Raw genomic sequence first — 25,222 nt, 5'->3', positions numbered from 1 at the left:
CTCGCGATAAACGCCCGCTCACGCCCACGAAAACCGCCACCGGCGGGTCTGCACCAGGGTGGACGCGAACTCGCGCAGATTGCCCGGCTGACCGGCGAACGATGGCAGGCAGAACGAGCGGTGCTCGGCGGCGACTGTGAGCGCCCGCCCCTGGGTCCGCGGCGGCGCGGCCACCGACAGCTCCATCGAATCGAAGCCCAGCACCGTGAGCGTCGCGCCGAAGCGGTCTTCCCAGCTGCGCAGGACGGCGGACAACTCGTGGACCTGATCGGTCGCCTTGATCATGCCGGTCCAGCCGAGGATCGCGGGGATGTCGGCGGGCCGCTCCGTCTGCACCAGGGCCAGCCGATGCTGCCCGCGCGCGGCCAGGATCGACCCGGTGTTACCCGCCTCGGCCAGCGGATCCGCCCGGCGCGACGGACGGTGGGCGAGCCCGGGGAACTTCGCGCCGAATGGGCGCAGGCAGGCGCCGTCGCAGCACGACGTGTCCCACCAGCGGGCCAGCACCTCGGCCGGATCCACCGAGTCGATCCGGTGGTCGGCGGGGGCGAGCCTGCCGCGGTCGTCGATCCAGTCCTCGCCGTTGGCCGCGAAACGCTGGTCGTGCGGGATCAGCACCGGCCACAGCCCGGACCGGTCGAACTCGGCGACGCAGCCGGTGTAGCGCTCCGGCCTGGCCAATGGCAGGTCGGAAACCCAGATCCGGCCGTGCCACCGGCCGGGCGGCAGGGTCTGGACTGGCGGTGTACCCGGACGGAACGGTGCGATCGTCATCGGCTTCCCCTCGAACTGGTGTTCGGTCAACTCTACCGAACACTAGTTCGAAGCACCGACAATTTTCGATACCCCGTTTGCGGGATGCGGTGGCGGTCGCCTCAGGCGTCGCTGGAGTCACACGTGCACCAGGGGTTGTCCACAGTGGACTTGCGGTGCTGGGTGCCGAAATGCCGTGAAGGCCTCCTTCCCTACTTTCAAGGTAGGGAAGGAGGCCTTCACGGACTTTGTGGCCGGGGCGGAGTCGCAAGGTGGTAGCAAAGGTCCCTTGCTCTCTTGCCGCAGGCCGGCGGGTGGTCGGATGCCGTGAAGGCCTCCTTCGGGACGTTGAACGTCTCAAAGGAGGCCTTCACGGACAGCAGGGAGCGGTACAGGTGGTCGTGAGTGGCGTTTCGGGTTAGAACCCGAAACGCCACTCACGACCACCCCAGCGGAGCCCTACATCGGGCGCAGCAGGTCGTCCGCGTCCACGATCCGGTACGCGTACCCCTGTTCCGCCAGGAACCGTTGCCGGTGCGCCGCGTACTCCGTGTCGACGGTGTCCCGCGAGACGACCGAGTAGAAATGCGCCTGCCGTCCGTCGCCCTTGGGCCGCAACAGCCGCCCGAGCCGCTGCGCCTCCTCCTGCCGCGAGCCGAACGTCCCGGAGATCTGGATCGCGACCGACGCCTCCGGCAGGTCGATCGAGAAGTTCGCGACCTTCGAAACGACCAGTGTCCTGATCTCGCCGCGCCGGAAGGCGTCGAACAGTTCCTCGCGTTCCTTGTTCCGCGTCGCGCCCTGGATCACCGGCGCGTCGAGTTCGTCGCCGATCATCTCCAGCTGGTCGAGATAGGCGCCGATGACCAGCGTCGGCTCGCCTGGATGCCGGTCGACCAGCGATTTGATCACCTTGGTCTTGGTGTCCGCGGTCGCCGCCAGCTTGTACCGCTCCTCGGCCTCGGCCGTCGCGTACGCGAGCCTCTCGGCGTCGGTCAGCGTCACGCGGACCTCGGTGCACTCGGCCGGGGCGATCCAGCCCTGCGCCTCGATGTCACGCCAGGGGACGTCGTACCGCTTCGGGCCGATGAGGGAGAACACGTCGCCCTCGCGCCCGTCTTCGCGCACGAGGGTCGCGGTGAGCCCGAGCCGCCGCCGCGACTGCAGGTCCGCGGTCATCCGGAAGACCGGCGCGGGCAGCAGGTGGACCTCGTCGTAGACCACGAGGCCCCAGTCCCGCGAATCGAACAGGTCCAGATGCTTGTACTCGCCCTTGGTCTTGCGCGTGACCACCTGATACGTCGCGATGGTGACCGGCCGGATCTCCTTCTTCTCACCGGAGTATTCGCCGATCTCCTCCTCGGTCAGCGAAGTCCGCGCGACCAGCTCCCGCTTCCACTGCCGACCGGCGACGGTGTTCGTCACCAGGATCAGCGTGGTCGCCTTCGCGTGCGCCATGGCCGCGGCGCCGACCAGTGTCTTGCCCGCGCCGCACGGCAGCACGACGACGCCGGATCCGCCCGCCCAGAACGCCTCGGCGGCCTTGCGCTGGTAGTCGCGCAGCTCCCAGTCGTCTTCGGCCAGGTCGATCGGGTGTGCTTCGCCGTCGACGTAACCGGCGAGGTCTTCCGCGGGCCAGCCGACCTTCAGGAGCGCCTGCTTGAGCCGTCCGCGTTCGGACGGGTGCACGACGACGGTGTCCTCGTCGATACGCGCGCCCAGCATCGGGCTGATCTTCTTGTGGCGGAGGATCTCCTCCAGCACCGCGCGGTCGATGGTCGACATGACCAGGCCGTGCGCCGGGTGGTTCGCGATCTGCAACCGCCCGAACCGGCCCATCGTGTCCACGATGTCGATGAGCAGCGGCTGCGGCACGGGGAACCGCGAGTACGTGGTCAGCGCGTCGACGACCTGTTCGGCGTCGTGGCCGGCCGCGCGGGCGTTCCACAACGCGAGCGGCGTGATCCGGTAGGTGTGGACGTGCTCGGGCGCGCGTTCCAGTTCGGCGAACGGCGCGATGGCGATCCGCGCGTCGTCGGCCTGGCTGTTGTCGACCTCGAGGAGCACGGTCTTGTCGGATTGGACGATCAGCGGGCCATCGGTCACATCCTCCTTTATACGTTCCGGCCACACCGGCTCCCGTCGCGGCACCGCTGGTGGAAGGATGTACGCAAGGTGACTGGAGGGGACCCTTGACGACTACACCGACCGGCGGGACGCCCGAGTACGACCCGTTCAACGCGCCCGCGCCCCTGCCGCCGATGCCCGAGGCGACACCGCCGACGCCCTTCCCGAAACCGGCGCCGCTGAGCGTGCTGGCCAGGGTCTCGATCGTGCTGGGTGTGGTCCTCGCGCTGGGCCTGGGGAGCCTGGCCGCCTGGGGGATCTCGCGGTCGGGCAGTTTCGGCACGGTCGAGGCGGGCAAATGCCTGTACCTGACCGACGAGGCGGGCGGCAACCAGAGCTACACGACGGCCAGTTGCAGTTCGAACCGCGCGACCTTCCGCGTCGACGAGGTGAGGACGGGCTCGTCCGAATGCCGCGACGCGGACTACATCCAGTTCGAGCTGTACGGGAGTTCGTCCAGCCGGACGGCCAAGAAGACGCTCTGTCTCGCGCTGAACGTCGAGACCGGGGATTGCCTGCGTGACGTCGTGCACGAGACGCGGATCGCGAAGGTCCGCTGCACCGACATCAGCGCGGAGGCGCGGGCGGTCGTCACGCGGGGATCGTCGGAGACCGCCTGTTCGTCGGAAGACACCGCCCTGCACTACTCCGGGCCGCCCGAGCGCACCGTTTGCCTCAGGCCGACCGGCGAGAACATTTAGGGCCGCGCCACCATCGACTGCACGTCGAGCCGGGCGCCGAGCATGCCCGAGTTGTGCATCAGGTCGGCGACGCGCTGCAGCCGGATGCCGTTGAGGGAGACCGGGTACGTTCCGAGCGAGATCAGCGATGCGGTCGTCCGGTCGATGTCGGAGAACGACGGCAGCGCGTCGCGGACGACGGCGGGATCGGCCGCGCGCACCTGCGCTTCGCCGAGCACCTTCCGGAACACCGCGAGCGTGCGGGCGTTGGCCTGGCCGAAGGCGCCCATCGAAACGTAGGACGACATCGGGAAGTCCAGGGTCGCGCCGCGGGCGCCGTCGGCGAGGATGCTCGCCCCGAGCTCCTTCTCGGCCCTGGTGATGTACGGCTCGACCATCCACGCGGCGTCGGCTTCACCCGCCTGCAACGCCTGCGGCATCCGGTCGAACGGGTTCTGCTTGAACTGGATCCGGTTCACGTCGACGCCCGCGGTCGCCAGTACGGACCGGGCCGCGAGCACGCCGACGTCGTCGAGCATGTTCACCGCGATCTTCGGTGACTTCTTGAGCGTCGGTTCGGTGTAGTCGGAGCCGGGAAGTGTGACGAGCGCCATGGTGTTGCGGCCGGCGGTGTAGGCCTCGCCCTGCAACTGCAGCGCCGTCCCGGCCGCGGCCGCGCGGAAGATCGACACGTCACTGGCGAACGCCAGGTCGACCTCGCCGGCGGAGAGCTTGCCGATCGCCTGGTCGGCGGGAACCTCGACGAGGGTCACGGAAAGGCCGGCCGCGGTGAATTTCCCGTCCGCGACGGCGACCCGCAACGGTGCCGTGTCGATGGGGCTTCCGACGCCGATGCGGAGTTCCGTCCGTTCGAGTGGCGCGTCGGTACTTGCGTCACCACCGGAAAACACTCCGCAACCGGCGGTCGCCAGCAGCGCCGCTACCAGCGGAATCGCCAAGACACGCATCTTCGTCACCGCTCACCTACCGAGAGAATGTGCTCCTCCTTCTGGATCGTATGGTCCGTGCCCCATACGATCGCCTGCGGGAGACGCCGGATGGCGCGGCTTTCGATCGTTCTCGAACCTTGTTACTCTACAGTAGGTTCGGGCTCTCGTCCCCGATGTCAGCCATGGGAAAGGGTCCCGTGGTGGGAAAAGGAAACCAGGTGGCCCGTCGCGACAAGCGTCCCCGTGGGGGCGACGCGGCGGAACGGCATCCCCGTGTCGGCGGCCGCTGGCGGCTGCGGAACTGGCACCTGCGTACCAAACTCTTCGTGGTACTCCTGATTCCCGCGCTCGCGGTGGTCGCCCTCGTCGGGCTTCGGGTCGACTCGGATCTGCGGGACGCGCGGCAGCTGGCCGAATTCGCCACCCGCGGCCGGGTCGACAGCACCGTCGCCGAAGCGGTGCACCAGCTTCAGCGCGAACGCGACCTCACCGTCCGGTTCGTCGCGGGTGATCGCAAGGGCGATCTTTCCGAATTGACCGAACAGCGCAAACGTGCCGACGAAGCCATCGGCACGTTCGACCGCACACTCGGCGAGAGTAAAAGCAGGCTCGGCGACAAGGCGGCGACGAGCCTGCAGCAGACCAGCGACCGCCTGCGCGTGCTGACCGGGCTCCGCTTTTCCGCGGAACACTCCGCTTTTCCCGCCGACGCGGTGCTGCGGTCCTACAGCGAGCTGATCTCCGGCCTGCTCGACATCAGCGACGCCACCGCGGCCGACGTCTCCGACCCGGATCTCGGGAAGCTCCGTCTCGCGGGCAACGCGCTCGCGCGGGTCAAGGACCAGATGTCGGTCAAACGCGCGATCATGGCCGCCGCGCTCGCGCAGGGCGGGCTCAACCGGGACCGGACCCGCGCGCTGCTCGGCGCGGAGGCCGAACTCGCCGCCGCCCGCAGCGACTACCGCACCTTCGCGACGCCAGAACAGCAGCGCATGTACGACGACACGGTCATCGGCCTGATCGTCGACATCGGCAACGACATGGTGGAATCGGCGCTCATCCGCGCCGAGAACGACCAGGGGCTCGCCGGGCTGGACCCGAACCAGTGGGACACCTCGGCCACGTACACGGTCAATCTGGCCCATCAGGTGCAGCAGGCGCTGCTCGTCCAGCTCCAGGAACGCACCGACGCCCTCGCGGCGCGCGCGAGGACGTCCGCGATCTGGGACGGCGGCATCGTGCTCGCCGTGCTGCTCGTCGCCGGTGTGCTTTCGGTGATCATCGCGCGGTCGCTGCTGCGGCCGTTGCGGATCCTGCGCCGCAGCGCGCTCCAGGTCGCCGAGCACCAGCTCCCGGCGGCCGTGGAAGGTCTGCTCAGCGATCCCGAACCGCAGCCGGAGAACCTGCGGCGGCGGCTGGCCGTCGCGCCGGTCCCGGTGTTCAGCCGCGAGGAGCTCGGCCAGGTGGCGCGCGCGTTCGACGCGGTGCACGGCGAGGCCGTCCGGCTCGCGGGCGAACAGGCCATGCTGCGGGAGAACATCAACGCGATGTTCGTGAACCTGTCGCAGCGGAGCCAGGATCTCGTCGAGCGGCAGCTGTCCGTATTGGACCGTATGGAGGCCGACGAACAGGATCCCGACACCCTCGCCGGTCTCTTCGAGCTCGACCACCTCGCCACCCGGATGCGCCGCAACAGCGAGAACCTGTTGGTGCTCTCCGGAACCGATGTCGTCCGCGAAGACGGCGGCGCCGTGGTCGCCGACGAGATCATCGGCGCCGCGCTGTCGGAAGTGGAGCACTACCAGCGGATCGAACTCGGCGCGGCGCCGCGGATCGCGGTGCGCGGTGAAGCCGTCAACGACCTCGTGCACGTGGTGTCCGAGCTGCTGGAGAACGCGACCCGCTATTCGGATCAGAGCACGATGGTGCAGGTCGAGGGGCACGAGACCGACCGCGGCGAATGGCAGATCGAGATCACCGACCACGGCGCCGGCATGCCGCAGGCGGAGATCGACCGGACCAACACGCGGCTGGCGAACCCGCCGGAGGTCGACGTCGAGGTCTCCCGGCGGATGGGCCTGTTCGTGGTCGCGACGCTGGCCGTCCGGCACCACATCGACGTCCGCCTGCGGTCCGCCGACGGCGGCGGGATCACCGCGGTGGTCGTCGTGCCCGCCGAGCTCATCGTCGAAGCGCCGCGGCCGGCCCCGCTGCCGGAACCCCCGCCCGTCACCGTCGTCGTGCCGGAGCCGGAACCCGAACCGCCGCTGGAAGTCCCGCCGCTGCCCGAACCCGAGGAGAGTGCGGACGAATCGCGGTTCGCGCCCGTGCTGGACCCCGGTCCGCTGCGGCGCGCCCCGGTCGTCGAACGCGAGACCCAGCCGGAGTGGCCGTCTTCGGACGACGACGCCGTCAACCATCTCGAACTGGACTCGCCGACCGAGCGGATGCCCAAGTACCAGAGCGTGCTTTCGCAGTGGTTCGACCACGGAGGCCCGCGCGAAGGACCTTCGCCCGCCGAGCCCGGCCCGCCCTCGCTGCCGTCATTCGAACCGGTGAAGAACGCCGTGCCCGAGGAGCCCGCGCAGGATCCGGACGAGCCGACCGAGCCGACGCTGAAGCCGCTGGAACCGAAGGAAAAGGCGCCGGAGCCCGAGCCCGCTTGGCCGACGCCCGCCGAGCTGGAGCAGGAGGACGGGGCGGAGGAGACCTGGCCGGTGCTCCCCGCCGTCGTTCCCGAGGCCCGGTCGCAGGACGACAGGCCGGAGAAACCGCGGGGGGAGAGGCCGATACTCTCACTTTCCCCCGAAGCGGTCCGCGAACGGATGACCAGCCTGCAAGGCGGTTTCCGGCGCGGTCGCCACGCCAGGGGTGACGACAACCCCTCGGCTTGAGCGAATTGGAAGGTCCATGAGCCCGAAAACCGGCCTGCTGGAAGTGATCGCGCTGACCGCGGTGGACGCGGAGCGCGCACAGGAGGGCGGGGCCGATCGCCTCGAACTGGTCAGTGACATGGCCAGCGACGGTCTCACGCCGTCGGTCGGGACGCTGCGCGACGTACTCGCCGCCACCGATCTCCCGGTTCGGGTGATGCTGCGCGACAACATGTCCTTCGCCGCCGGCGACCTCGACGGGCTGCGCGCGGACGCCGGGCGCCTGATCGACGCGGGCGCGCGCGAGTTCGTCTTCGGTTTCCTCGACCTGGAAAGCGAAGTCGACGTGGACGCCTGCGAGACGCTGGTCAAGGAACTCGACGGGCTGCCGTGGACCTTCCACCGCGCCATCGACCGCGCGCGGGATCCGTTGCGCGCCTACGACCAGCTGACCGCGCTCGGCTGCGACACGGTGCTCGCGGCCGGGCATCCGCATGGGGTGGCGCACGGGCTTTCGGTCCTGCAGCGGCTCGCCCGGCGCGAGGACGGGCCGCGGCTGCTCGTCGGCGGTGGCCTGCGGGCGCAGCAGGTGCACCTGCTGCGGGCGGGCGGCGTCGGCGCGTTCCACGTCGGCAGCGCGGTCCGGCCGGGTGGCTGGGAGTCCGATGTGGACGTCGCCGCCGTGCGGGAATGGGCGGCGCTGGTCAAGGAGTAGGCCGGGCATTCCTCGCGCGTGCGACTACCGCGTTCAGAGGACGAAATGCGGGGCTTCCCAGGGGTGCGGCTCTGCCCCGCACCGCTTCCGCATGCCGTGAAGGCCTCCTTCCCTACCCTCAAGGTAGGCAAGGAGGCCTTCACGGACTTTCGCCGGCCGGCTTGCTTCACCGCATCGCATCAAGGAGCAGGCCGTACGCACCGGGTTCCTTGCGCGTGCGACTACCGCATTCAGAGGACGAAATGCGGGGGTGCCGGACGGACGCACCGGGTCAGGTCCAGACCACATACGGTGATACGAGGTTGCATCTTCAACTATCGGGTACCGACGAGATAGCGTGTGGCCATGGCTACCCGCACCGTACGTGACGCGACCAGGGAACTGCTGCGCGATCTGGGCCTGACCACCGTTTTCGGCAATCCCGGGACGACCGAGATCGCCTTCCTCACGGAGTGGCCCGACGACTTCACCTACGTGCTCGCGCTCCACGAGGCGTCCGTCGTCGCGATGGCCGACGGGTACGCCCGCGCGAGCAGGCGCGCGGCGCTGGTGAACTTGCATTCCGCGGGCGGGGTCGGGCACGCGCTAGGACATATCTTCACCGCGTACCGCAACAACGCCCCGCTGATCATCCTCGCCGGCCAGCAGACCAGGTCGTTGCTGCCGGACGATCCCTTCCTCGGCGCCGTCGAGGCGGCGAACTTCCCCAAGCCGTATGTGAAGTGGAGCTGCGAGCCCGCCAGGGCGGAGGACGTCCCGGCGGCGCTGGCGCGGGCGTATCACATCGCGACGCAGGCACCCATGGGTCCGGTGTTCGTCTCGGTGCCCGTGGACGACTGGGACGTCGAGACCACGAAGCCGATCGTCTCCCGGCCGCAGATCCGCGGTTTCGCGCCCGATCCGTCCGCTTTGGACGAACTGGTGTCGGCGCTGGACGCCGCCGAGCATCCGGCGATCGTGGTCGGCCCCGGTATCGACGGTGAAGGCGCCGTGCCCGACGTCGTCGAGCTGGCCGAGAAGGTCGGCGCCGGGGTCTGGGCGCCGCCGATGGGCGCCCGCTGCTCCTTCCCCGAGGACCACCCGCAGTTCTTCGGATTCCTTCAGCCGGAACGGAAAGCGCTCGCGAGCGCGCTGACCGACCACGATCTCGTGGTCGTCATCGGGGCCCCGGCGTTCACCTACCACGTGTACCGCGGCGAGTCGGAAACCGCGCTGCCGCCGCTGTTCCTGGTCAGCGACGACGAGCAGATCCTCGCCAGGGCGGCGGAAGGCACCGGCATCCGCGCGACGCCGAAGCTCGCGATCCGCGCGCTGCTGGACCGCGCCGCGCCGCGGGAAGCGCCGAAACCCCGCACCAGGCTGGAAAAGCCCGCCGCGGTCACGCCGATCACCCCTGCCTTCGCCTACTCCGTGATCTCCGAAGTCCTGCCGGACGACGCGATCGTCGTCGAGGAGACCCCGAGTCACCGCAACGACCTGCACGACCACCTGCCGATCAAGTCCACCGACACCGGCTTCCTCACCGTCGCCAGCGGCACCCTCGGCTACGGTCTCCCGGCCGCCGTCGGCGCCGCGCTGGCCCGCCCGGACCGCAAGGTCGTCGCGATCCTCGGCGACGGGTCGAGCATGTACTGCGTCCAGGCACTGTGGACGGCGGCGCAGCACAACCTGCCGGTGACGTTCGTGATCTTCGACAACTCGCAGTACGCCGCCGTGCGCATCCTCGGCGAGGCCGCGGGCGGCGAGAAGGTGCCGGGCGTCGACCTCGGCGGCATCGATTTCCCCGCGTTGGCGAAGAGCCTGGGGCTGAACACGTCGGTCGTCGAGAAGGCCGAAGACCTCAAGCCGACGCTGGAGGCCGCGCTGCCGGATGAGCGGCCGCATCTGGTGCACGTCCGCATCGACGCGAACCCGCGCACGCTGTACTGAGATAGCTGAAGGGCGCTTTCCCCGCTTCACATGCGGGGAAAGCGCCCTTCGTCGCGTGGCGTGGTCATGATCCAATGTGGAGCGTTGCGAAAGCCACTTTCGCAACGTTGAAGGTTGCGAAAGTGGCTTTCGCAACGCCTGCTCGGCCGCCAGCGCCACCCAAGAAGTACGTGAAGGGGGCCTTCATGTACTTGAGCGTCAGCTCTTGGCGCGCGCCTCGGCCTCGGCGTCGGCAGCCGCTTCCCGCTGCGCCAACTCGTACTCGGCCGCGTCCGAAGCGGCGGCGGCAGCCTCCGGGGCACCACCGTGCAGCAGCCGCGCCACCTCACCGCGCAGCGTCACGAACTCGGCGGACTCGCGCGTGGTGATCTGGTCCCGCTCCTCGGGCAGCCCCACCGGCAGGTCCGCGACGATCTTCGCGGGCGACTTCGACAGCACCAGCACGCGGTCCGACAGGTAGACGCTCTCGTCGATGTCGTGCGTGACGACGAGGACCGTGCTCCCGTTCTCGCGCTGCACGCGCCGCGTCAGGTCTTCGAGTTCGAACCGCGTCTGCGCGTCGACCGACGCGAACGGCTCGTCCATCAGCAGCAGCGCGGGACGGCTGGCCAGCGCCCGTGCGATCGACACACGCTGCTGCATGCCGCCCGAGAGCTGCCACGGGAACTTCGAGCCGACCCCGGACAGGCCGACCGACTCCAGTGCCTCCTGCGCCCGCGTCCGGCGCTCCGCGCGGCTCAAGTTGCGCCACCGCAACGGGAACTCGACGTTCTTCGCGACCGACAGCCACGGGAACAGCGAGCGGCTGTAGTCCTGGAACACGACGGCCAGATCCTCCGGCACGCCGGAAACGTCGTCGCCGTGGAGGCTGACGCGGCCGGACGTCGGCTTGATCAGCCCGGCGATGCAGCGCAGGAGCGTGGACTTGCCGCAGCCCGACGGGCCGACGATGCTCGCGAGCTGTCCCGCTTCGACGGTGAACGACAGGTCGTTGACCGCGACGTGCGCCTTTTCTCCCGCGCCGTACCGGTGGTTCAGCCCGGAGACTTCGAGCATGGTTGACATCTTGCTGACCCTTCGAAAGCTAGATACGGCCGTTGCGGGTGGGCTGCCAGCGAAGCACTCTCTGCTCCACCGCGAGGAAGGCCGCGTTGAACCCGAAGCCGAGCAGTCCGAGCAGGACCAGCCACGACCACATGAGCGGGAAGTCGAACGCCTGCTGGGCGTCCATCAGGGAGCGGCCGATGCCGTTGTAGGAGCCGACCAGCTCCGAGATCACCATCAGCAGCAGGGAAATGGACAGGCTGAGCCGCAGGCCCGCGAAGATCTTCGGCCCCGCGGCGGGCAGCACGATCGAGCGCACCCAGTACGACCGCGGCGTCCGGAACGACTTCGCGGTGTCGATCTTCACCTGGTCCACCGACCGGACGCCGTCCACGGTGTTGAGCAGCACCGGCCAGATCGCGCCGAAGATGATCGACCCGGTCTGCATACCCGGCCCGAGTCCGAAAAGGACGATGAACACCGGGATCAGCGCGGGCGGCGGCACCGAGCGGAAGAACGCGAAAAGCGGCCCGACGTAGTCCATCCCGTGCTTGGACCGTCCCAAAAGGACACCCAGGGCGACACCGAACGCGCCGGCCAGCAGCCAGCCGCCGAGCGTCCGGCCGAGGCTCGGGAGGACGTTGTCGAACACGGTGTCGGTCAGGAAGAGCTGCGAGGCCGGGCCGGTGAACCACAGTTTCACCGAGGCGTTCAGGATCTCGCTCGGCGGCGGGAAGAACGGGCTTTCCGCGAGCCGGGTCGCGAGCTCCCAGAGCCCGAGCAGGGCGAAGAAGAGCAGCCAGTTGCGGACGAGGATGCCGATACCCCGGCCGACGCGCCTGCCGACGCGGCTGGTCAGCGTGAGGGTCGTCACGAGACCGCCTCCCGGTCGACCGTGCTCCAGCGGAACGCCCGCCTGCCGATCATCTCGAGCCCGCCGTTGATGAGGAAGCCGAGCGCGCCGACCACCACGGTGCCGGCGAGCACGAGGTCGAACCTGGTGGAGCCGGTGCTGGCCTGCATGATGAAGTTGCCGATGCCGAGTTTGGCCCCGGCGAGGAACTCGGTACTGACCACCGCGATCAGCGCGATGTTGGCGGACAGCCGCACCCCGGTGAACACGAACGGCGCGGTATGCGGCAGCGCCACCGACGTCAGCGTCCGGAACTTGCTGGTACCGCAGGCCTTCGCCGTCTCCAGCAGCACGGGGTCGATCTCGCCGAGCGCGTAGATCGTGTTGAACATGATGGGCCACAACGAGGCGTACACGGCCAGCGTGATCTTCGCCTCGGGGCCGCCGCCGATCAGCAGGAGCACCAGCGGGATCAGCGCGACGGCGGGGATCGGCCGCAGGAACTCGATGACCACCGCGGTGGCCGTGCGCAGGCCGGGGATGCTGCCCAGCAGCAGGCCGGCGGGCACCGCGATGGCGACCGCGATCAGCAGGGCGATCGCCCACGCGAGGAACGTGGCGATCAGGTCCCGGAGGAACTGGGTCTCGCCGAACTGTTCGAAGATCGTCACGAGGACGACGGACGGCGGGGGGAGGAACTCTTTACGGACCAGGCCGGCCTGGACGATCACTTCCCACACGAGGAAGAAACCGGCCAGACCGGCAAGGGCACGGAGAAGTCGTGACACCTTTACCTTTATCCAGCTTGAGGGGCGAGCATCGGAGCGGCGTCGAGCTTGGCCCCGATCACTCCGGTCTGCAGCAGCAGGTCCGGTACCCGCTGCAGGCGACGGGCGTCCAGAGTGGACCCGAACGTCGGCAGCGTGAGCAGTGAAGCGGTTTCCGCGTCGACCTTGGCGAACTTGACGATGAGGGGTTCGATCTTGGAGCGGTCGGCCGAGTCGCGCACGGCCTTGCCCAGTGCGCGCTGGAACGCGGCCAGCGTCTTGGGGTTCTTGTCCACGAAGGACCCGAGCGCGCCGAAGCCCGCCAGGGGGAAGTCCTGGGTGGCGCCGGTCGAGATGTCGACGACCGGGGTCGCGCCGACGACCTTGGAGGCCTGGGTCAGGAACGGCTCGGGCAGGTAGCCCGCGTCGACCTGGCCCGCCGCGAGCGCCGAGGCGATGTTCGGCAGCGCCATCGGCACCCACTGGACCTTGCTGGTGTCGACGCCGTGGTCCTTCATCACCGAGACGGTGAGCAGGTGGGAGGCGGTGTTCTTGTCGGTGATCGCGATCTTCTTGCCCGCGAGGTCGTTGATCGTCTTGACCGAGGAGGTCGGCACGGTGACGACCGCGTTGCTCTTGGGGCTGGCCGAAACCGCGTCGGCGACGAGCCTGATGTCGGCCGCGCCCTTGCTCTTCGCCACGAAGAACGGCATGTAGGTGGAGAAGGCGATGTCGACCTCGCCACCGATCATCTTGGTCATCGCCTGCTGGCCGCTGGGCGCGTCGACCGCTTCGACCTCGAGACCTTCGGCCTTGAAGTAGCCGCCCTCCTGCGCCAGCCGCAGCGGCGCGAGGTCGACGACGGGCAGCAGGGCGACCTTGATCTTCGGCTTCTCAAGGCCGCCTTCGCCACCCGACGCCTTGGACGTGTCCTCGCCGCCGAGTGCGCCACAGGCGCCCAAGGTGGCCAGCATGAGCGCGCTCAGGGCGACGCCGACGGCACCCCGTCCTCTACGTACACCGCTCCTGCTCATGGCGTTTCGAAACAAAGCCAGCTCCTCGGAAACAATGAATCACCGTTGGGTTTTTTCATCCGTGTCGTGGCTTCATTCCGCCAGGCACGCGGTCACCTTAGAGATTTGCCCACCTGCTCACAATGGGTGTCGTGAGCGGGTGATCATTTTAGGCCATTCGCCCGATCGCCTGATCACCCGCTTGGACATCATTACTTTCAGTGATCAATTTCCGAGAAATGTGACTATTAGATGTAATGCCGCGTCGTCAGCTGGTGGCCTGCGCCGCGATCATCGGGCCGACGTCGATCTTGGTCGGGATCGCGCCCATCTGCAGGAGCAGGTCCGGGACCCGCTGGATGCGGCGGGGGTCCAGGGTGGACTGGAACGTCAGCAGCGTGGTCAGCGCGGCGGTGTCCTGGTCGATCTTGGCGTACTTGACCAGCAGCGGCTCGATCTTGGAGCGGTCCGCCGCGTCCCGGGTGGCCTTCTGCATGGCGCGCTGGAAGGCGGCCACGGTCTTCGGGTTCTCCGACACGAACTTGCCGAGCGAGCCGTAGCCCGCGGTGGGGAAGTCCTGGGTGGCGCCGGTGGCGGTGTCCACGACCGGGACGGTGCCCGCCTGCTTCGCGGTCTGGGTGATGAACGGCTCGGTCAGGAAGCCGGCGTCGATGTCGCCGTTCTTGAGCGCGGTCCCGACGTTCGGCAGCGGGATCGGCACCCACTGGACCTTGCTGGCGTCGACGCCGTGGTCCTTCATGACCGATTTGGACAGCGTGTCGGACACGGTGTTCGGCGCGGTGATGCCGATCTTCTTGCCCGCCAGGTCGCTGACGCTCTTCACCGACGACGTCGGCAGCGTGACCAGCATCGTGCTCTTCGGGCCGGCGGAGGAGGCGTCCGCGACCAGCTTGATGTCGGCGGTGTTCTTGCTCATCGCGATGAAGAACGGCGTGTAGCTCGCGTACGCGATGTCGACCTCGCCGCCGATCAGCTTGGTCAGCGAGACCTGACCGGTCGCGGCTTCCACCGCCTCGACGTCGAGGCCCTCGTTCTTGAAGTAGCCGCCGTCCTGGGCGAGGCGCAGCGGGGCCAGGTCGATGGTCGACATCACGGCGACCTTGATCTTCGACTTCTCGAGGTTCCCCGAGCCGCCGGAAGAGGACGAATCGTCACCGCCGAGCAGGCCGCAGCCACCGACCGACGTCGTGACGACGGCCGCCATCGCGAATGCGATCGCCCTCGCCATTCCACGAGACGGCCGCCCGAGGCGGGCGCTCAAGGCCTTCTTCGAAAGCAAGTGGTGCTCCTGATCGAGGGGGAGGACACGTGATGACGTGGCCTGATGTGGAATTCGGAAGTGACTCTTTGTCGAGTCACGGGCCCACTGTAGAGAACACACACTGTGCTCACAATGGGTGGTCATCCCATGATCCCAAGTGGTAACGATCACCCGAACAGGTTGTTTGTCAGAAGTGAACACAACTGGGCGTGTTCGGGGCGGGGAGTTGTTGACGATTGAGTGTCAACGGGTCAAGACCCGTCCGGGGCTTACTTGCAGGTCTTGACCGAAGGGTTACATCTGGGCCGCCCGTTCGCTACCCTCATGCACCGGTAGTGAGGTGTGGACCACTGATGTAGTGAAAGAGAGTGCCTTGGATGGCCGAACGCTCTGGACCTTTCCCGAGGTGCAAGGCACTCTGTGTCGAACGCGATCCTGATGTCGGACACGACCGTGCTTCACTGGTGCGCGCCCGCGCACTGGCGGGTTAGGCCGAATAGACCAATGACGTCAGGCGGGATTTCGGCCAAGTGCACTTGAGAGACTGCGTCAAAGACGACTTCCTCATTCGTCAGAGTGAGCACTCGCGTCCAACGTCTCCCTGCCGGATGGCAGGAGCGTGCGGGTAGTGGTCTCCGACAACCGACCCAGGCAGCAGCAGAACGGCATGTCCAAAATGGGCTTTCCCGGCCCGAATGAAGATGATGGTGGTGCGGCGGTGCCGAACGAAGACACCGCGGGGGTGGGAGGGACCCCTGCGCGGGAAACCGGAGACGGTCCTGGTGGGAAGGCCGGGTCGTTCCTGGGCCTGCGTAACTGGCGTCTGCGATCGAAGCTCGCGGCCGTCCTGATCATTCCGACGCTGACCGCGCTCGCGCTCGGCACGCTCCGCGTGATCGACGACAGCAGCGAAGCGGCCCGGTTCCAGGACACGGCCGACCAGGTCGCGTTCGCCGACAAGATCACCCTCGTGGTGCACGAGCTGCAGAGCGAACGCGCGCTCGCCGTCGCCAAGATCGCCTCCGGTGACCCGTCGCGCCAGAACGGTCTCGACGCGCAGATCGCCAAGGTCGACCGCGCCGTCGACGACCTGCGTGCCTCGGCGAACCAGATCAACCCGGACGATCAGGACACGAGGGACCGCTACGCGCGTGGTCTGCAGCGGCTCGACGCCCTGCGCCCGCTGCGCGGCGCGATGAACACCTCGCTGCTCGGCGACACCCCGATCCTCATCGCCTACTCCGGCATCCTCGACTCGCTGGTCCAGCTCGGCCGCGAGGTGACCACCGCGGTGGCGAACCGCGACGTGCTCCGCCTCGGCGTCACCGTGCAGGCCATCAGTGAGAGCAAGGAGTTCATCGCCCGCGGTGACGCGGCGCTGCTGATCGCCTCCTTCCGCTCCGGGTTCCCCGGCGACCTGTTCGACCAGGCGCGTTCGGCGGTCGCCAGCGGTGACGCCTCGACGGCGGCGTTCCTCAACAACGCCAGCCCCGAACAGCGGCAGCTTTATTCGGACACCTTCTCCGGTCCCGAGGTCGACGACCGCCGCCGGATCACCACGATGGCGTTCTCGCTGCACCAGCAGAACGAGCCGCCGGCGATCGACAACGTCGCCCTCGGCAACGACAGCCGCGTCGCGCTGGACAAGCTGCGTGCGGTCGAGACCAATCTGCTCGGTCAGCTGCGGGCACAGGCCGACGGCCTGGCCACCGACGCGATCAACTCGGCCTGGATCGGCGGCGCGATCGTGCTGCTGGCGCTGCTCGCGGCGCTGTTCCTGATGCTCGTCATCGCCCGCCTGATGCTGCGCCCGCTGCGGGTGCTGCGGAAGACGGCGCTCGACGTGGCCTACACACGACTGCCGGAAACCGTGCAAGCGATCCTCGACGACCCGGACCCGGTCAACGCCTCGAAGCGGTCGGTCGAGCCGGTGCCCGTCACGTCGCGTGACGAGATCGGTGAAGTGGCGCGGTCGTTCGACGTCGTCCACGAGCAGGCCGTCAAGATGGCCGCCGAACAGGCTCTCCTGCGCGAGAACGTCAACGGCATCTTCGTGAACCTGTCCCGCCGGTCGCAGCGGCTGGTGGAACGCCAGCTCGGCGTGATCGACCGGCTGGAGGCCGACGAGCAGGACCCGGACCACTTGGCCAGCCTGTTCGAGCTCGACCACCTCGCCACGCGGCTGCGCCGCAACGGTGAAAGCCTCCTGGTGCTCTCGGGCGCCGGTCTCGCGAAGTCGGTGCCCAAGCCGGTGCCCGCCGCCGACGTCATCGGCGCCGCGGTCTCGGAGATCGAGCAGTACGCCCGGATCGAGATCGGGATCGTCCCCGAGGTCGCCGTCCAGGGCCTGACGATCCACGACCTCGTGCACGTGCTCGCGGAACTGCTGGACAACGCCACCTACTTCTCCGAGCCGGAGACGAAGGTGACCGTCCGCGCGGTGATCACCCGCAAGAAGGCGCTCGCCATCCAGGTCACCGACCACGGTGTCGGCATGACCGAGGAGCGGCTCGCCGAGGTCAACCAGCGCCTGGCCGACCCGCCGGACCTGGACGTCTCGGTGACCCGGCGGATGGGCCTGTACGTGGTCGCGCGCCTGGCGCGCCGCCACGGCATCGAGGTCCGGCTCCGGGAGAACGAGGACATCGAGGGCGGCGTGATCGCGCGGGTCGTCGTGCCCGCCGAGCTGCTCACGCAGATGCGGCCCGGCGTGCGCAACACCCCGCCGCCGGCGAACCGCTCGGAAACGTCGATGCCTTCGATGCCGTCGGTGTCCGAGATGTCGTCCTCGCTGCCGAACATCCCCGCCTCCGACCGCGGCCTGGAGATGACTCCTCCGCCGCCGTCGAAGCCGCCGTCCGCTCCACAACCGGTCGCGTCGCAGGGTGGGCTCGTGCCGCTCGACCAGCCGATCAGCCTCGACGACCTGGTCGCGGGCAAGAACGCGGCCGGGCCGTTCCTCAGCCCCGCGTCCCCCGCCGAAGAGACCCCGGCGTGGCCGACGGCCGAAGACATCTCGCCGGCGAACGGCGACGGCGCCTCCAGCGGCACCGACACCCAGTTCGCGTCGCTGGTGCTGCCGAAGCGGGAGCCGAAGTACACGCCGGTCGAGCCGCCGAGCAAGCCGGAGGAGCCCTCCGACGCGGGCAAGTCGGCGCTCGAGGACGACGTCCCCACCCGGCGGCTGCCGATCTACCAGTCGGTGCTCTCGCGCTGGTTCAGCGAAGGTGACGAGACCGGGGGCGACTCCCCGACGACGTACACCGAGCCGGTCGAGTCCGAACTGCCCGTGCGGACCCCCAACGGTGGCGCCGAAGCGGCGGAATCCGCGGCCGAGGACACCTCCGGAGAGGCATTGCCCACTCGGACCCCGCGGAGTGTTCCGCCGGAGACGGTGCTCCAGGACAATGGCTGGCGCAGCGCGTCGGACGACGGCTGGCAGGCGGCGCAGGTCCTGTACGAAGACCGGAACGAGGAGATCACCCCGGCGGGCCTGCCCAAACGGGTGCCGAACCAGTACCTCGTCCCCGGCTCGATCGGCGGGAACGAGCCGAAGAAGGAAGACTCGTTCGCCGACAAGACCTCCGGAATGCCGGGTACGGGCGCGATCGCCCGCTCGGCGACGGCGGCACGGAGTCGGATGGCAAGCTTCCAGAAGGGCTACACGTCGGGACGGCACGCGTTGAAGGAACGCCCGCTCGATGCGCTGGATGACAACGGCGTTCCGGTGACCGGCAGGGATACCTCTGCCGATGACAGCAGTAAGGAGTGACAGTGACACGGGCGGGTGCGATGCAGCCGGGTGGTCCGGCGCAGCCTGGCGGCCAGGCGCAGGGTAAAGGACACACGAGCAGCTTTGCCTGGCTGATCACGGATTTCGTGCACCGGGTCCCGGGTGCGGCGCATGCCGTGGTGGTGTCGGCGGACGGGTTGCTGCTGGCGTCCTCGAAGGGACTTCCCAAGGACAGGGCCGATCAGCTGGCCGCGGTCGCGTCGGGGCTCACGAGCCTCGCGCGCGGTGCGGCGAAGGTGTTCGAGGGCGGCACGGTCGCGCAGACGGTGGTCGAGATGGCCAACGGCTTCCTCTTCCTGATGTCGGTGTCCGACGGTTCCTGCCTGGCGGTCCTCGGATCGCCGGAGAGCGACATCGGCTTGGTCGTCTACGAGATGACCCTGCTGGTGGAACGGGTGGGGCAACAGCTGACACCGGAGATGCGCGCGCAGCTGCAGGGCGCGTCGGTCCGCCGCTGAGCGACCGGGAACCGAGGAGAATGCCGTGGACGACGGGCGCTTGAGGGGCGATGGCCGGCTCGGTGACGACTTCTCCGGCGGGTGGTCGGAACGAGACGACGGCCGGGAGGACTGGACGTCCTTCCGGGACCGGGTCGACCGCGAATGGCGATCGAGGCGGGCACAGGGGTCGGACAACGACCCCGTGTCCCCGGACGAGGCCTCCCGCTGGCTGACCGATTCGAACGCGGGTCAAGGACCCGCCGATTTCAGCGTCTCGGACTACCGGGAACGCCTGCTCGGCGGGCCGGGGGCGGAGCTGTTCGGTGGTGGCAGCGGCCCGCTCTACGACTCGGGCGAGTTCGCCAAGTTCTCCTTCGACAAGGAGGAGGAGCGCCGGGCGGCGGCGGCCGCCGCCGACCCGCTCGCCGCGGCGTTGCCGCAGCAGGCGCAGAACGAGTTCGTCGACGAGCAGTACACCACCGACGTCGAATCCTCCGGCCTGGTCCGGCCGTATTTCCGCACGCGGGGCCGGACCAAGCCGACGTACGACCTTGCCATCGAGGCGTTGATCTCGACCAGCGAACAGGGACGTGTGCTCGACCGGGTACGCGTCCCCGAACACCGGTCGATCTGCGACCTTTGCCTGGACACCCGGTCCGTCGCCGAAGTCGCGGCGCTGCTGCGCCTGCCGCTCGGCGTGGTCCGGGTGCTGATCGGAGACGTGGCCGGCCTCGGTCTGGTCCTGGTGCACACCGCCAGCCAGAACGTGGGTGACCGGCCGAGTATCGAGTTCATGGAGAGGGTGCTCAGTGGGCTTCGGAGAATTTGACTCCGACGCGAATGCGCCGCAGGTGACCGGACCGACTTCGTCGGCCAAGATCGTGGTCGCTGGCGGATTCGGCTCGGGGAAGACCACGCTGGTCGGAGCGGTTTCGGAGATCGATCCGCTGACCACCGAGGCCATGATGACCGAGGCCAGTACCGGCGTCGACGACAATTCGGCCACCCCGAACAAGTCGACGACGACCGTGGCCATGGACTTCGGCCGGATTTCGCTGGACTCGGATCTGGTGCTGTACGTGTTCGGTACGCCGGGCCAGCACCGGTTCTGGTTCATGTGGGACGACCTCGCGGTCGGCGCCATCGGTGCCGTCGTGCTGGTCGACACGCGGCGGCTCGCCGACGCGTTCCCCTCGATCGACTTCTTCGAGAACCGGAAGCTGCCGTACGTCGTGGCGATCAACTGCTTCGACCGCCTGCTGCACCACCAGATCGAGGACGTCCGGCACGCGCTGACGATCTCGCCGTCCGTGCCGATCATGGCCTGTGACGCGCGGGAACGTGAGTCCGCCAAGCAGGTGTTGATCTCGGTCGTGCAGCACGCCATCGCACACGATTCGGCGTTGCGCGCGGGATAAAAGGGACGAAAGCCCGGAGCGGATGCGGCCGTTGGAGTGAACTCGGCAGGCTTCACCCGCTTCGGGGAGTGGCGTCACCGGTCGGATCGAACGCGGGGCGACCCCTTTCACGCGATCCGGCGGCGGCGACCCCCGATCGAGTGGCCGCGACGTCGGTGACCTGCGCGGACGCCGGTTCACACCTGGTCGCGCCAGGCCACCACAGGGTGACCCACGAATGCGTGGTTCACGATGTGTCGACGCGGTGCGCGGCTGGACGTTTACGTTCGGTTAACGTGGTCGGCCGGGTGGCGGGCTCGACACGATCGACGGGACGAATACGCTGGGTGGAGGCGTCTTTCGGCTCGTCGGCACCGGGATCGGTGCTGGTGGGCGGGAGACGCCCGGACCACGCCGCCCAGGTGGTCTTGACGCAGCGAGGAGGGACTTGTGACGGCATCCGGGCAGCAGAGCTCGTTCGGCTGGCTCATCACGGATTTCGCGCGCCGGGTTCCCGGTGCGGCACACGCCGTGCTGGTCTCCGCGGACGGGCTTCTCCTCGCGCCGTCGGACGGGCTGCCGCAGGAACGGGCCGAACAGCTCTCCGCGGTCGCCTCCGGCCTGATCAGTCTCACCGCAGGCGCGGCCCGCTGCTTCGACGCGGGCGGGGTCAACCAGACCGTCGTCGAGATGGAACGCGGTTACCTCTTCCTCATGTCGGTCGCCGACGGCTCATCGCTCGCCGTGCTGGCCGCGCCGACCTGCGACATCGGCACCGTGGCCTACGAGATGACGCTGCTCGTCGAGCGGGTCGGCCAGCAGATCACCCCTGAGCTGCGGGCGCAGCTGCAGGGCGGCGTACGTGGGTGACCGATGAAGATCAGCGGATTCACCGAACCGGACCCCGCCGGCTGGGACTCCCTCTATCAGGGCACCGAACGCGAAGCCTTCGATTCGCCGAGCCGATTCGAGCTGAGCTCGATCAGCACGGTGATGCCGCGGCGTCCGGCCGCGCCGCCTCCCGAGCCGGCGCCTCCCGCTTCGATGCCTTCGCCGATCCGGCAATCGCCTCCGCGGTCCGCGCCCGCTGACGTCGCGCCCGCTTCGGTCTACCTGCCTCCGGCTTCGGGCTCCCGGGTCCGGCCCTACACCCGCACCGGCGGGCGCACCCGCACCGCGCACGACCTGGCGCTGGAGGCGCTGGTGTCGACCAGCGAGGACGGCCGCCGGTACCGCGGCGTGCGCACCCCAGAACACCGGCAGATCTGCGACCTCTGCCTGGACACCCGCTCGATCGCGGAGATCGCCGCGCATCTGCGGCTGCCGCTGGGCGTGGTGAAGGTGCTCGTGGGCGACATGGCGGACGCCGGGCTGGTGCTGATCCACCAGACGGAGCTGATCCTCGGGGACTCCTCTTCGCGCGCTTTCATGGAACGGGTGCTTCAAGGCCTTCGGGCCCTCTGACCCCCCTGCATTTCGTCCTCTAAATGCGATCGCGCAAGGCGACGCGGAGACCATGAGTACATGGCGTGACCTAAAATCACGCTATGTCATCAGGTGGTCGGCCGCCGATCCTCGCGTTCGGTGATGAATCCTTCAAGGAATCCGACGTCGACGGCTTCTACGTACTGGCGGCCGCCGTCTTCGACCCAGCGGTACACGGCGAAGCCCGGATCGTCATGTCGGAGCTTCGGGGTAAGCGGCGAATCCCCAAACTCCACTGGAACGAGATGGATCCGGCGGAACAAGCGGCCGCCGTAAAGACCCTCGCCGACCTCGACGGATTCCACCTTGTCGCGATCGGCTCCCCGGTACCCCGGCGGCGGCAGGAACGGGCCCGGGCCGGTTGCCTTCGGCGTTTGACTCTCGAACTTTCCGCCTTCGACGTCGAAATGCTCGTTCTCGAGTCACGGACAGCCACTTTGAACGCTCGGGATGTCGAGACGGTCAGAGGCGCCAGATTCGATTTGCCTAAGGGCACCCAGTTCCGGGTCGTCCATGAGAAAGGCAAGGACGAACCCTTGCTCTGGGCCGCGGATATCGTCGCCGGCGCGATCAGGGCCACGAAGGACGGGCAACCCGGCTATCGGCGGCTGGTCGAAGATCTCGTGTACGAGATCGACGTGGAGACCAGATGCTAGGCGGACATGCGTAAGGCCAGGGTCCCGGTCTGCCCCGGGTGCACCTGGCCTTGCGACTCGCGTGACGTCCGCGACGTCACGCTCCGAACACAGTGTAGGCCAGCCGCCGCCGCAAAGCACGCCGGGAAGTGGTCAGTCTTCGACGAGGGCGGCCGACGTGATCCGGTGCAGCGGGTAGCGCTCGTTGTCGGTTCCTTCGAGGACCCCGCCGCCGACCCGCAGCGGCCGCACCACCCGCTGGCTCGCCGTCCCGCGTGAGTCGACGAACCCGATCCACACCTCGCGGCGCTCGATGGTCGCCTGCGACAGCAGCGCCAGCGTCGCGGAAGTGTCCCCGGCGCCGCCTCCCTGCGGCGCGCGCACCGTCTCGCCCCGGCGGCGCGCCGAAGCGGCGTCACCGGCCCGGACGTGCGCGACGATCTTGCCGACCTGCTCGTCCGTCAGCCCGGCAGGCTCCCCATGCGCGCGACGCGCGGCACGCGCCTTCGCGGGCAGGCGGCGGCCGGACGGCCTGATGTCCATGACGCGCCCGTCGGGCCCTTCGGCGGCCGGAGCGAACCCGGCGGCGCGGAGCGCGTCGAGGACTTCGGCGAGCGGGTACGCGCTGATGAGCACTGTCGGCGCGATCATGCGCAAGCCGTACTCGGTCGCGACGGGGCTCCCCATGACCTCGGCGAGCAGCGACGCGTCGTCGCAGCGCAGGAACGACTCGGCGGCCCCGCCGCGCAGCCGTCCGTGCCGCCGGGCGACGTCGTCGATGAGGTAGCTCAGCGATTGGGGCACCGGCGTCGCCGACTTCGACGTGAACAGCTGATGCAGTTCGCCAGCGGTCCGCCCGGTGTCGAGCGCGCGCCGCACGGACGTCTCGGTGATCCGGTAGACGGTCGCGTGCCCGGCCGATTCGATGTCGGCGACGGCGGTCATCTCGGCCGCGAGTTCGGCCTCCAGTGGACCCGGCGCGACGACGGTCAGGTCCGCTTGGACGAGCACGTGGTCCACCGGACGCGGCAGCGCGTCGAGCATCGCCTCGATCGCTCCCGGGCGATCCTCGGCCAGCAGCGCCCGGGTCGCCGTGGTGAGCCCGCCGAGCCCGATCAGGCCGAGCGCGGTCCCCTCGGCCATCGTCCAGCGCACGGTCTCGTCCCGCAGCCGCCCGCCCCGCCGCGGCGCGCGCCAGGCGAGCGCGGCGACCAGTTCGTCGGTGCTCTTCACGCCGGCGCCCTCGGGCAGCGCCGCCAGCGCGACGAGGATCCGGCGCCGCGAAGTGGGCGCCAGCGGACGGCGCAGATCCTCCGACAACGGCGCGATCGGCTTGTCCTTCGCGTCCCGTCCGCCGGCGAGGCCGGGCAGCCGGGGCAGTTCGAGCCAGGCCTGCGCGACCGTCATCCAGCGCTGCGCGGTCGGCGAGGCGAGCCACGAATCCGTGAGCGTCGTCGGCACCCATTCCGGCGTGGTCGCTTCGCTGTCGGCCACCAGACCGGCGCCGACCGCGATCTCCGCCAGCAGGGTCACCCGCGCCTCGTCGACGTCGAGATCCTTCGCGAGCTTCTTCAGTTCGCGGACTCCGAGCCCGCCGGACTTCAGCACCGGTGGCGGCGTCTCGGACCAGGCGCGGAGCATGTTTTCGGTCTGGCGTAAGAACTCCATCGCCTCGCCGGCCGCCGTAGTGTCCACAGTGGACTGCTGATGCGGATGGACGGGGAGCTCCGGTTCGCGCAGCGACGCCTGCTCGAACACCACCCCGCCGCGCAGCGCGATCCCGATCTCACGCGGCAGCTCGACGGTCTGGTCGTCCCGGCGAAGCAGCAGCCCCCTTGCGAGGAGGCGCTGGACTGGGTTTTGCGCCCGCTCCAGCGGGACGTCCGCCGACGCGTCGCGGGTGCGGCCGATCGGCGGCCCGGCGGCCAGCGTCGTCAGCAGGGCGCGTTCGTCCTCGCCGACCTCCGCGAGCGCGGCCTCGATATCCGCTCCGGCGAGCGCGGGGGACGACGCCCCGAGCCCGGCGGGGAAGGGGCCGAGCGCGTCGCGGGCCGACGGCGGGACGCGCAGCGCGTCGTCCTCGCCCCAGACCAGTGCCCGTTTGCGCAACAACGCCAGCGCCTCGCCGATCTCCGTGCCCGTGAGCCGCGCGACCTCGGCCGCGGCGACCGGCTCGGTGTCCGCTCCGGCCAGCAGCAGGGAGTCGAGGACGGCGAGGGTGAAGGTGTCGAGGTCTTCACACGCACGCGCGACGGAGCCCGGCGTGCCTGCCCGGGTGGCGAGCACGATGGTGTCGGACGGGGGCGGCGTGGACAGGTCGCGACGCGTGCGCAGCAGCGCGGCGAGGGCGTCGTCGGACTCCTGGCGCAGCCAGTCCGCCAGGGATGGCGCGGGCATAGACGACCAGGATACCGGGCGGGTGGTGGCCCGGCAGCCGCGTTCGGGCAGACTGTCCCTCGAGAACGGCTTGACCATGCTCTGGAGGA

Annotated in this window: 20 protein-coding genes; 11 read left to right on the top strand and 9 right to left on the bottom strand. The window is 69.1% G+C overall.

Annotated elements, in window-relative coordinates; all coding sequences use genetic code 11:
* Window positions 1-18: 18 nt before the first annotated feature.
* Together AORI_RS77645 and AORI_RS77640 are read right to left on the bottom strand one after the other, a co-directional pair.
* Window positions 19-774 (bottom strand): DUF4253 domain-containing protein, encoded by a 756-nt coding sequence (locus AORI_RS77645; protein WP_043849204.1) that lies wholly within the window; start codon window positions 772-774, stop codon window positions 19-21.
* A gap of 438 nt (window positions 775-1,212) precedes the next feature.
* On the bottom strand, window positions 1,213-2,859 hold the full coding sequence (locus AORI_RS77640; protein WP_016337592.1) for a DNA repair helicase XPB: 1,647 nt from the start codon (window positions 2,857-2,859) through the stop codon (window positions 1,213-1,215).
* A gap of 86 nt (window positions 2,860-2,945) precedes the next feature.
* Between AORI_RS77640 and AORI_RS77635 the strand changes: the two genes are divergently transcribed.
* Window positions 2,946-3,581 (top strand): LppU/SCO3897 family protein, encoded by a 636-nt coding sequence (locus AORI_RS77635; protein WP_016337591.1) that lies wholly within the window; start codon window positions 2,946-2,948, stop codon window positions 3,579-3,581.
* On the opposite strand, the gene AORI_RS77630 is transcribed toward AORI_RS77635, so the two are convergent.
* The gene (locus tag AORI_RS77630; RefSeq protein WP_016337590.1) at window positions 3,578-4,537 is read right to left on the bottom strand and encodes an ABC transporter substrate-binding protein; all 960 of its coding nucleotides are present in this window, start codon (window positions 4,535-4,537) and stop codon (window positions 3,578-3,580) included. The genes AORI_RS77635 and AORI_RS77630 overlap by 4 nt on opposite strands.
* 191 nt (window positions 4,538-4,728) lie before the next feature.
* On the opposite strand from AORI_RS77630, the gene AORI_RS77625 reads away from it, so the two are divergent.
* From AORI_RS77625 to mdlC, 3 genes are all read left to right on the top strand, one after another.
* Window positions 4,729-7,404 carry a sensor histidine kinase gene (locus AORI_RS77625; protein WP_016337589.1) on the top strand — a complete coding sequence of 892 codons (2,676 nt, stop codon included), beginning with the start codon at window positions 4,729-4,731 and terminating at the stop codon, window positions 7,402-7,404.
* A gap of 16 nt (window positions 7,405-7,420) precedes the next feature.
* Entirely contained in the window at window positions 7,421-8,098 is a 678-nt protein-coding gene (locus tag AORI_RS77620; protein WP_016337588.1) for a copper homeostasis protein CutC, read from the top strand.
* A gap of 345 nt (window positions 8,099-8,443) precedes the next feature.
* A complete protein-coding gene (gene mdlC / locus AORI_RS77615; protein WP_043848417.1) occupies window positions 8,444-10,027 on the top strand; it encodes a benzoylformate decarboxylase in 1,584 nt (527 codons plus the stop codon).
* 198 nt (window positions 10,028-10,225) lie between these two features.
* Here mdlC and AORI_RS77610 read toward each other — a convergent pair whose 3' ends face one another.
* From AORI_RS77610 to AORI_RS77590, 5 genes are all read right to left on the bottom strand, one after another.
* Window positions 10,226-11,092, bottom strand: coding sequence for an ABC transporter ATP-binding protein (locus AORI_RS77610; RefSeq protein ID WP_043848416.1), 867 nt, complete (start codon window positions 11,090-11,092; stop codon window positions 10,226-10,228).
* 19 nt (window positions 11,093-11,111) lie between these two features.
* Window positions 11,112-11,945, bottom strand: a complete 834-nt coding sequence (locus AORI_RS77605; protein WP_016337585.1) for an ABC transporter permease — start codon at window positions 11,943-11,945, stop codon at window positions 11,112-11,114.
* On the bottom strand, window positions 11,942-12,712 hold the full coding sequence (locus tag AORI_RS77600; RefSeq protein WP_016337584.1) for an ABC transporter permease: 771 nt from the start codon (window positions 12,710-12,712) through the stop codon (window positions 11,942-11,944). Before AORI_RS77600 ends, AORI_RS77605 begins: the two co-directional genes overlap by 4 nt.
* 8 nt (window positions 12,713-12,720) lie before the next feature.
* A complete protein-coding gene (locus AORI_RS77595) occupies window positions 12,721-13,725 on the bottom strand; it encodes an ABC transporter substrate-binding protein (protein ID WP_228688255.1) in 1,005 nt (334 codons plus the stop codon).
* A 247-nt stretch (window positions 13,726-13,972) separates the two neighbouring features.
* Window positions 13,973-15,004, bottom strand: a complete 1,032-nt coding sequence (locus AORI_RS77590) for an ABC transporter substrate-binding protein (RefSeq protein WP_016337582.1) — start codon at window positions 15,002-15,004, stop codon at window positions 13,973-13,975.
* A gap of 649 nt (window positions 15,005-15,653) precedes the next feature.
* Between AORI_RS77590 and AORI_RS77585 the strand changes: the two genes are divergently transcribed.
* The 7 genes from AORI_RS77585 (at window position 15,654) to AORI_RS77555 (ending at window position 22,757) form a co-directional block, all read left to right on the top strand.
* Window positions 15,654-18,758: a sensor histidine kinase gene (locus tag AORI_RS77585; protein WP_043849202.1), complete on the top strand. Its 3,105-nt coding sequence runs from the start codon at window positions 15,654-15,656 to the stop codon at window positions 18,756-18,758.
* A gap of 20 nt (window positions 18,759-18,778) precedes the next feature.
* Window positions 18,779-19,237, top strand: a complete 459-nt coding sequence (locus AORI_RS77580; RefSeq protein WP_085939650.1) for a roadblock/LC7 domain-containing protein — start codon at window positions 18,779-18,781, stop codon at window positions 19,235-19,237.
* Window positions 19,238-19,262: 25 nt separating this feature from the next.
* A complete protein-coding gene (locus AORI_RS77575) occupies window positions 19,263-20,048 on the top strand; it encodes a DUF742 domain-containing protein (protein ID WP_016337580.1) in 786 nt (261 codons plus the stop codon).
* Window positions 20,029-20,637, top strand: coding sequence for a GTP-binding protein (locus AORI_RS77570; protein ID WP_007033392.1), 609 nt, complete (start codon window positions 20,029-20,031; stop codon window positions 20,635-20,637). Before AORI_RS77575 ends, AORI_RS77570 begins: the two co-directional genes overlap by 20 nt.
* Before the next feature lie 429 nt (window positions 20,638-21,066).
* Window positions 21,067-21,486 carry a roadblock/LC7 domain-containing protein gene (locus AORI_RS77565; protein WP_005156190.1) on the top strand — a complete coding sequence of 140 codons (420 nt, stop codon included), beginning with the start codon at window positions 21,067-21,069 and terminating at the stop codon, window positions 21,484-21,486.
* Window positions 21,487-21,489: 3 nt separating this feature from the next.
* On the top strand, window positions 21,490-22,080 hold the full coding sequence (locus AORI_RS77560; RefSeq protein ID WP_016337579.1) for a DUF742 domain-containing protein: 591 nt from the start codon (window positions 21,490-21,492) through the stop codon (window positions 22,078-22,080).
* An 83-nt stretch (window positions 22,081-22,163) separates the two neighbouring features.
* Window positions 22,164-22,757, top strand: coding sequence for a hypothetical protein (locus AORI_RS77555; protein WP_016337578.1), 594 nt, complete (start codon window positions 22,164-22,166; stop codon window positions 22,755-22,757).
* Between the two features lie 132 nt (window positions 22,758-22,889).
* On the opposite strand, the gene AORI_RS77550 is transcribed toward AORI_RS77555, so the two are convergent.
* Complete coding sequence (locus AORI_RS77550; protein WP_016337577.1) at window positions 22,890-25,133, bottom strand: helicase-associated domain-containing protein; 2,244 nt, start codon at window positions 25,131-25,133, stop codon at window positions 22,890-22,892.
* Window positions 25,134-25,222: the final 89 nt, after the last annotated feature.

This window comes from Amycolatopsis keratiniphila (assembly GCF_000400635.2).
Taxonomy (GTDB): domain Bacteria; phylum Actinomycetota; class Actinomycetes; order Mycobacteriales; family Pseudonocardiaceae; genus Amycolatopsis; species Amycolatopsis keratiniphila.
Note: the sequence above shows the minus strand (reverse complement) of the source record. Positions and strands in the feature narration are given on the sequence as shown.

Coding starts and splice junctions, on each gene's coding strand:
- AORI_RS77645 (WP_043849204.1), bottom strand. CDS start 774: ATGACGATCGCACCGTTCCGTCCGGGTACACCGCCAGTCCAGACCCTG.
- AORI_RS77620 (WP_016337588.1), top strand. CDS start 7,421: ATGAGCCCGAAAACCGGCCTGCTGGAAGTGATCGCGCTGACCGCGGTG.
- mdlC (WP_043848417.1), top strand. CDS start 8,444: ATGGCTACCCGCACCGTACGTGACGCGACCAGGGAACTGCTGCGCGAT.
- AORI_RS77610 (WP_043848416.1), bottom strand. CDS start 11,092: ATGTCAACCATGCTCGAAGTCTCCGGGCTGAACCACCGGTACGGCGCG.
- AORI_RS77595 (WP_228688255.1), bottom strand. CDS start 13,725: ATGAGCAGGAGCGGTGTACGTAGAGGACGGGGTGCCGTCGGCGTCGCC.
- AORI_RS77585 (WP_043849202.1), top strand. CDS start 15,654: ATGTCCAAAATGGGCTTTCCCGGCCCGAATGAAGATGATGGTGGTGCG.
- AORI_RS77580 (WP_085939650.1), top strand. CDS start 18,779: ATGCAGCCGGGTGGTCCGGCGCAGCCTGGCGGCCAGGCGCAGGGTAAA.
- AORI_RS77560 (WP_016337579.1), top strand. CDS start 21,490: ATGAAGATCAGCGGATTCACCGAACCGGACCCCGCCGGCTGGGACTCC.
- AORI_RS77555 (WP_016337578.1), top strand. CDS start 22,164: ATGTCATCAGGTGGTCGGCCGCCGATCCTCGCGTTCGGTGATGAATCC.
- AORI_RS77550 (WP_016337577.1), bottom strand. CDS start 25,133: ATGCCCGCGCCATCCCTGGCGGACTGGCTGCGCCAGGAGTCCGACGAC.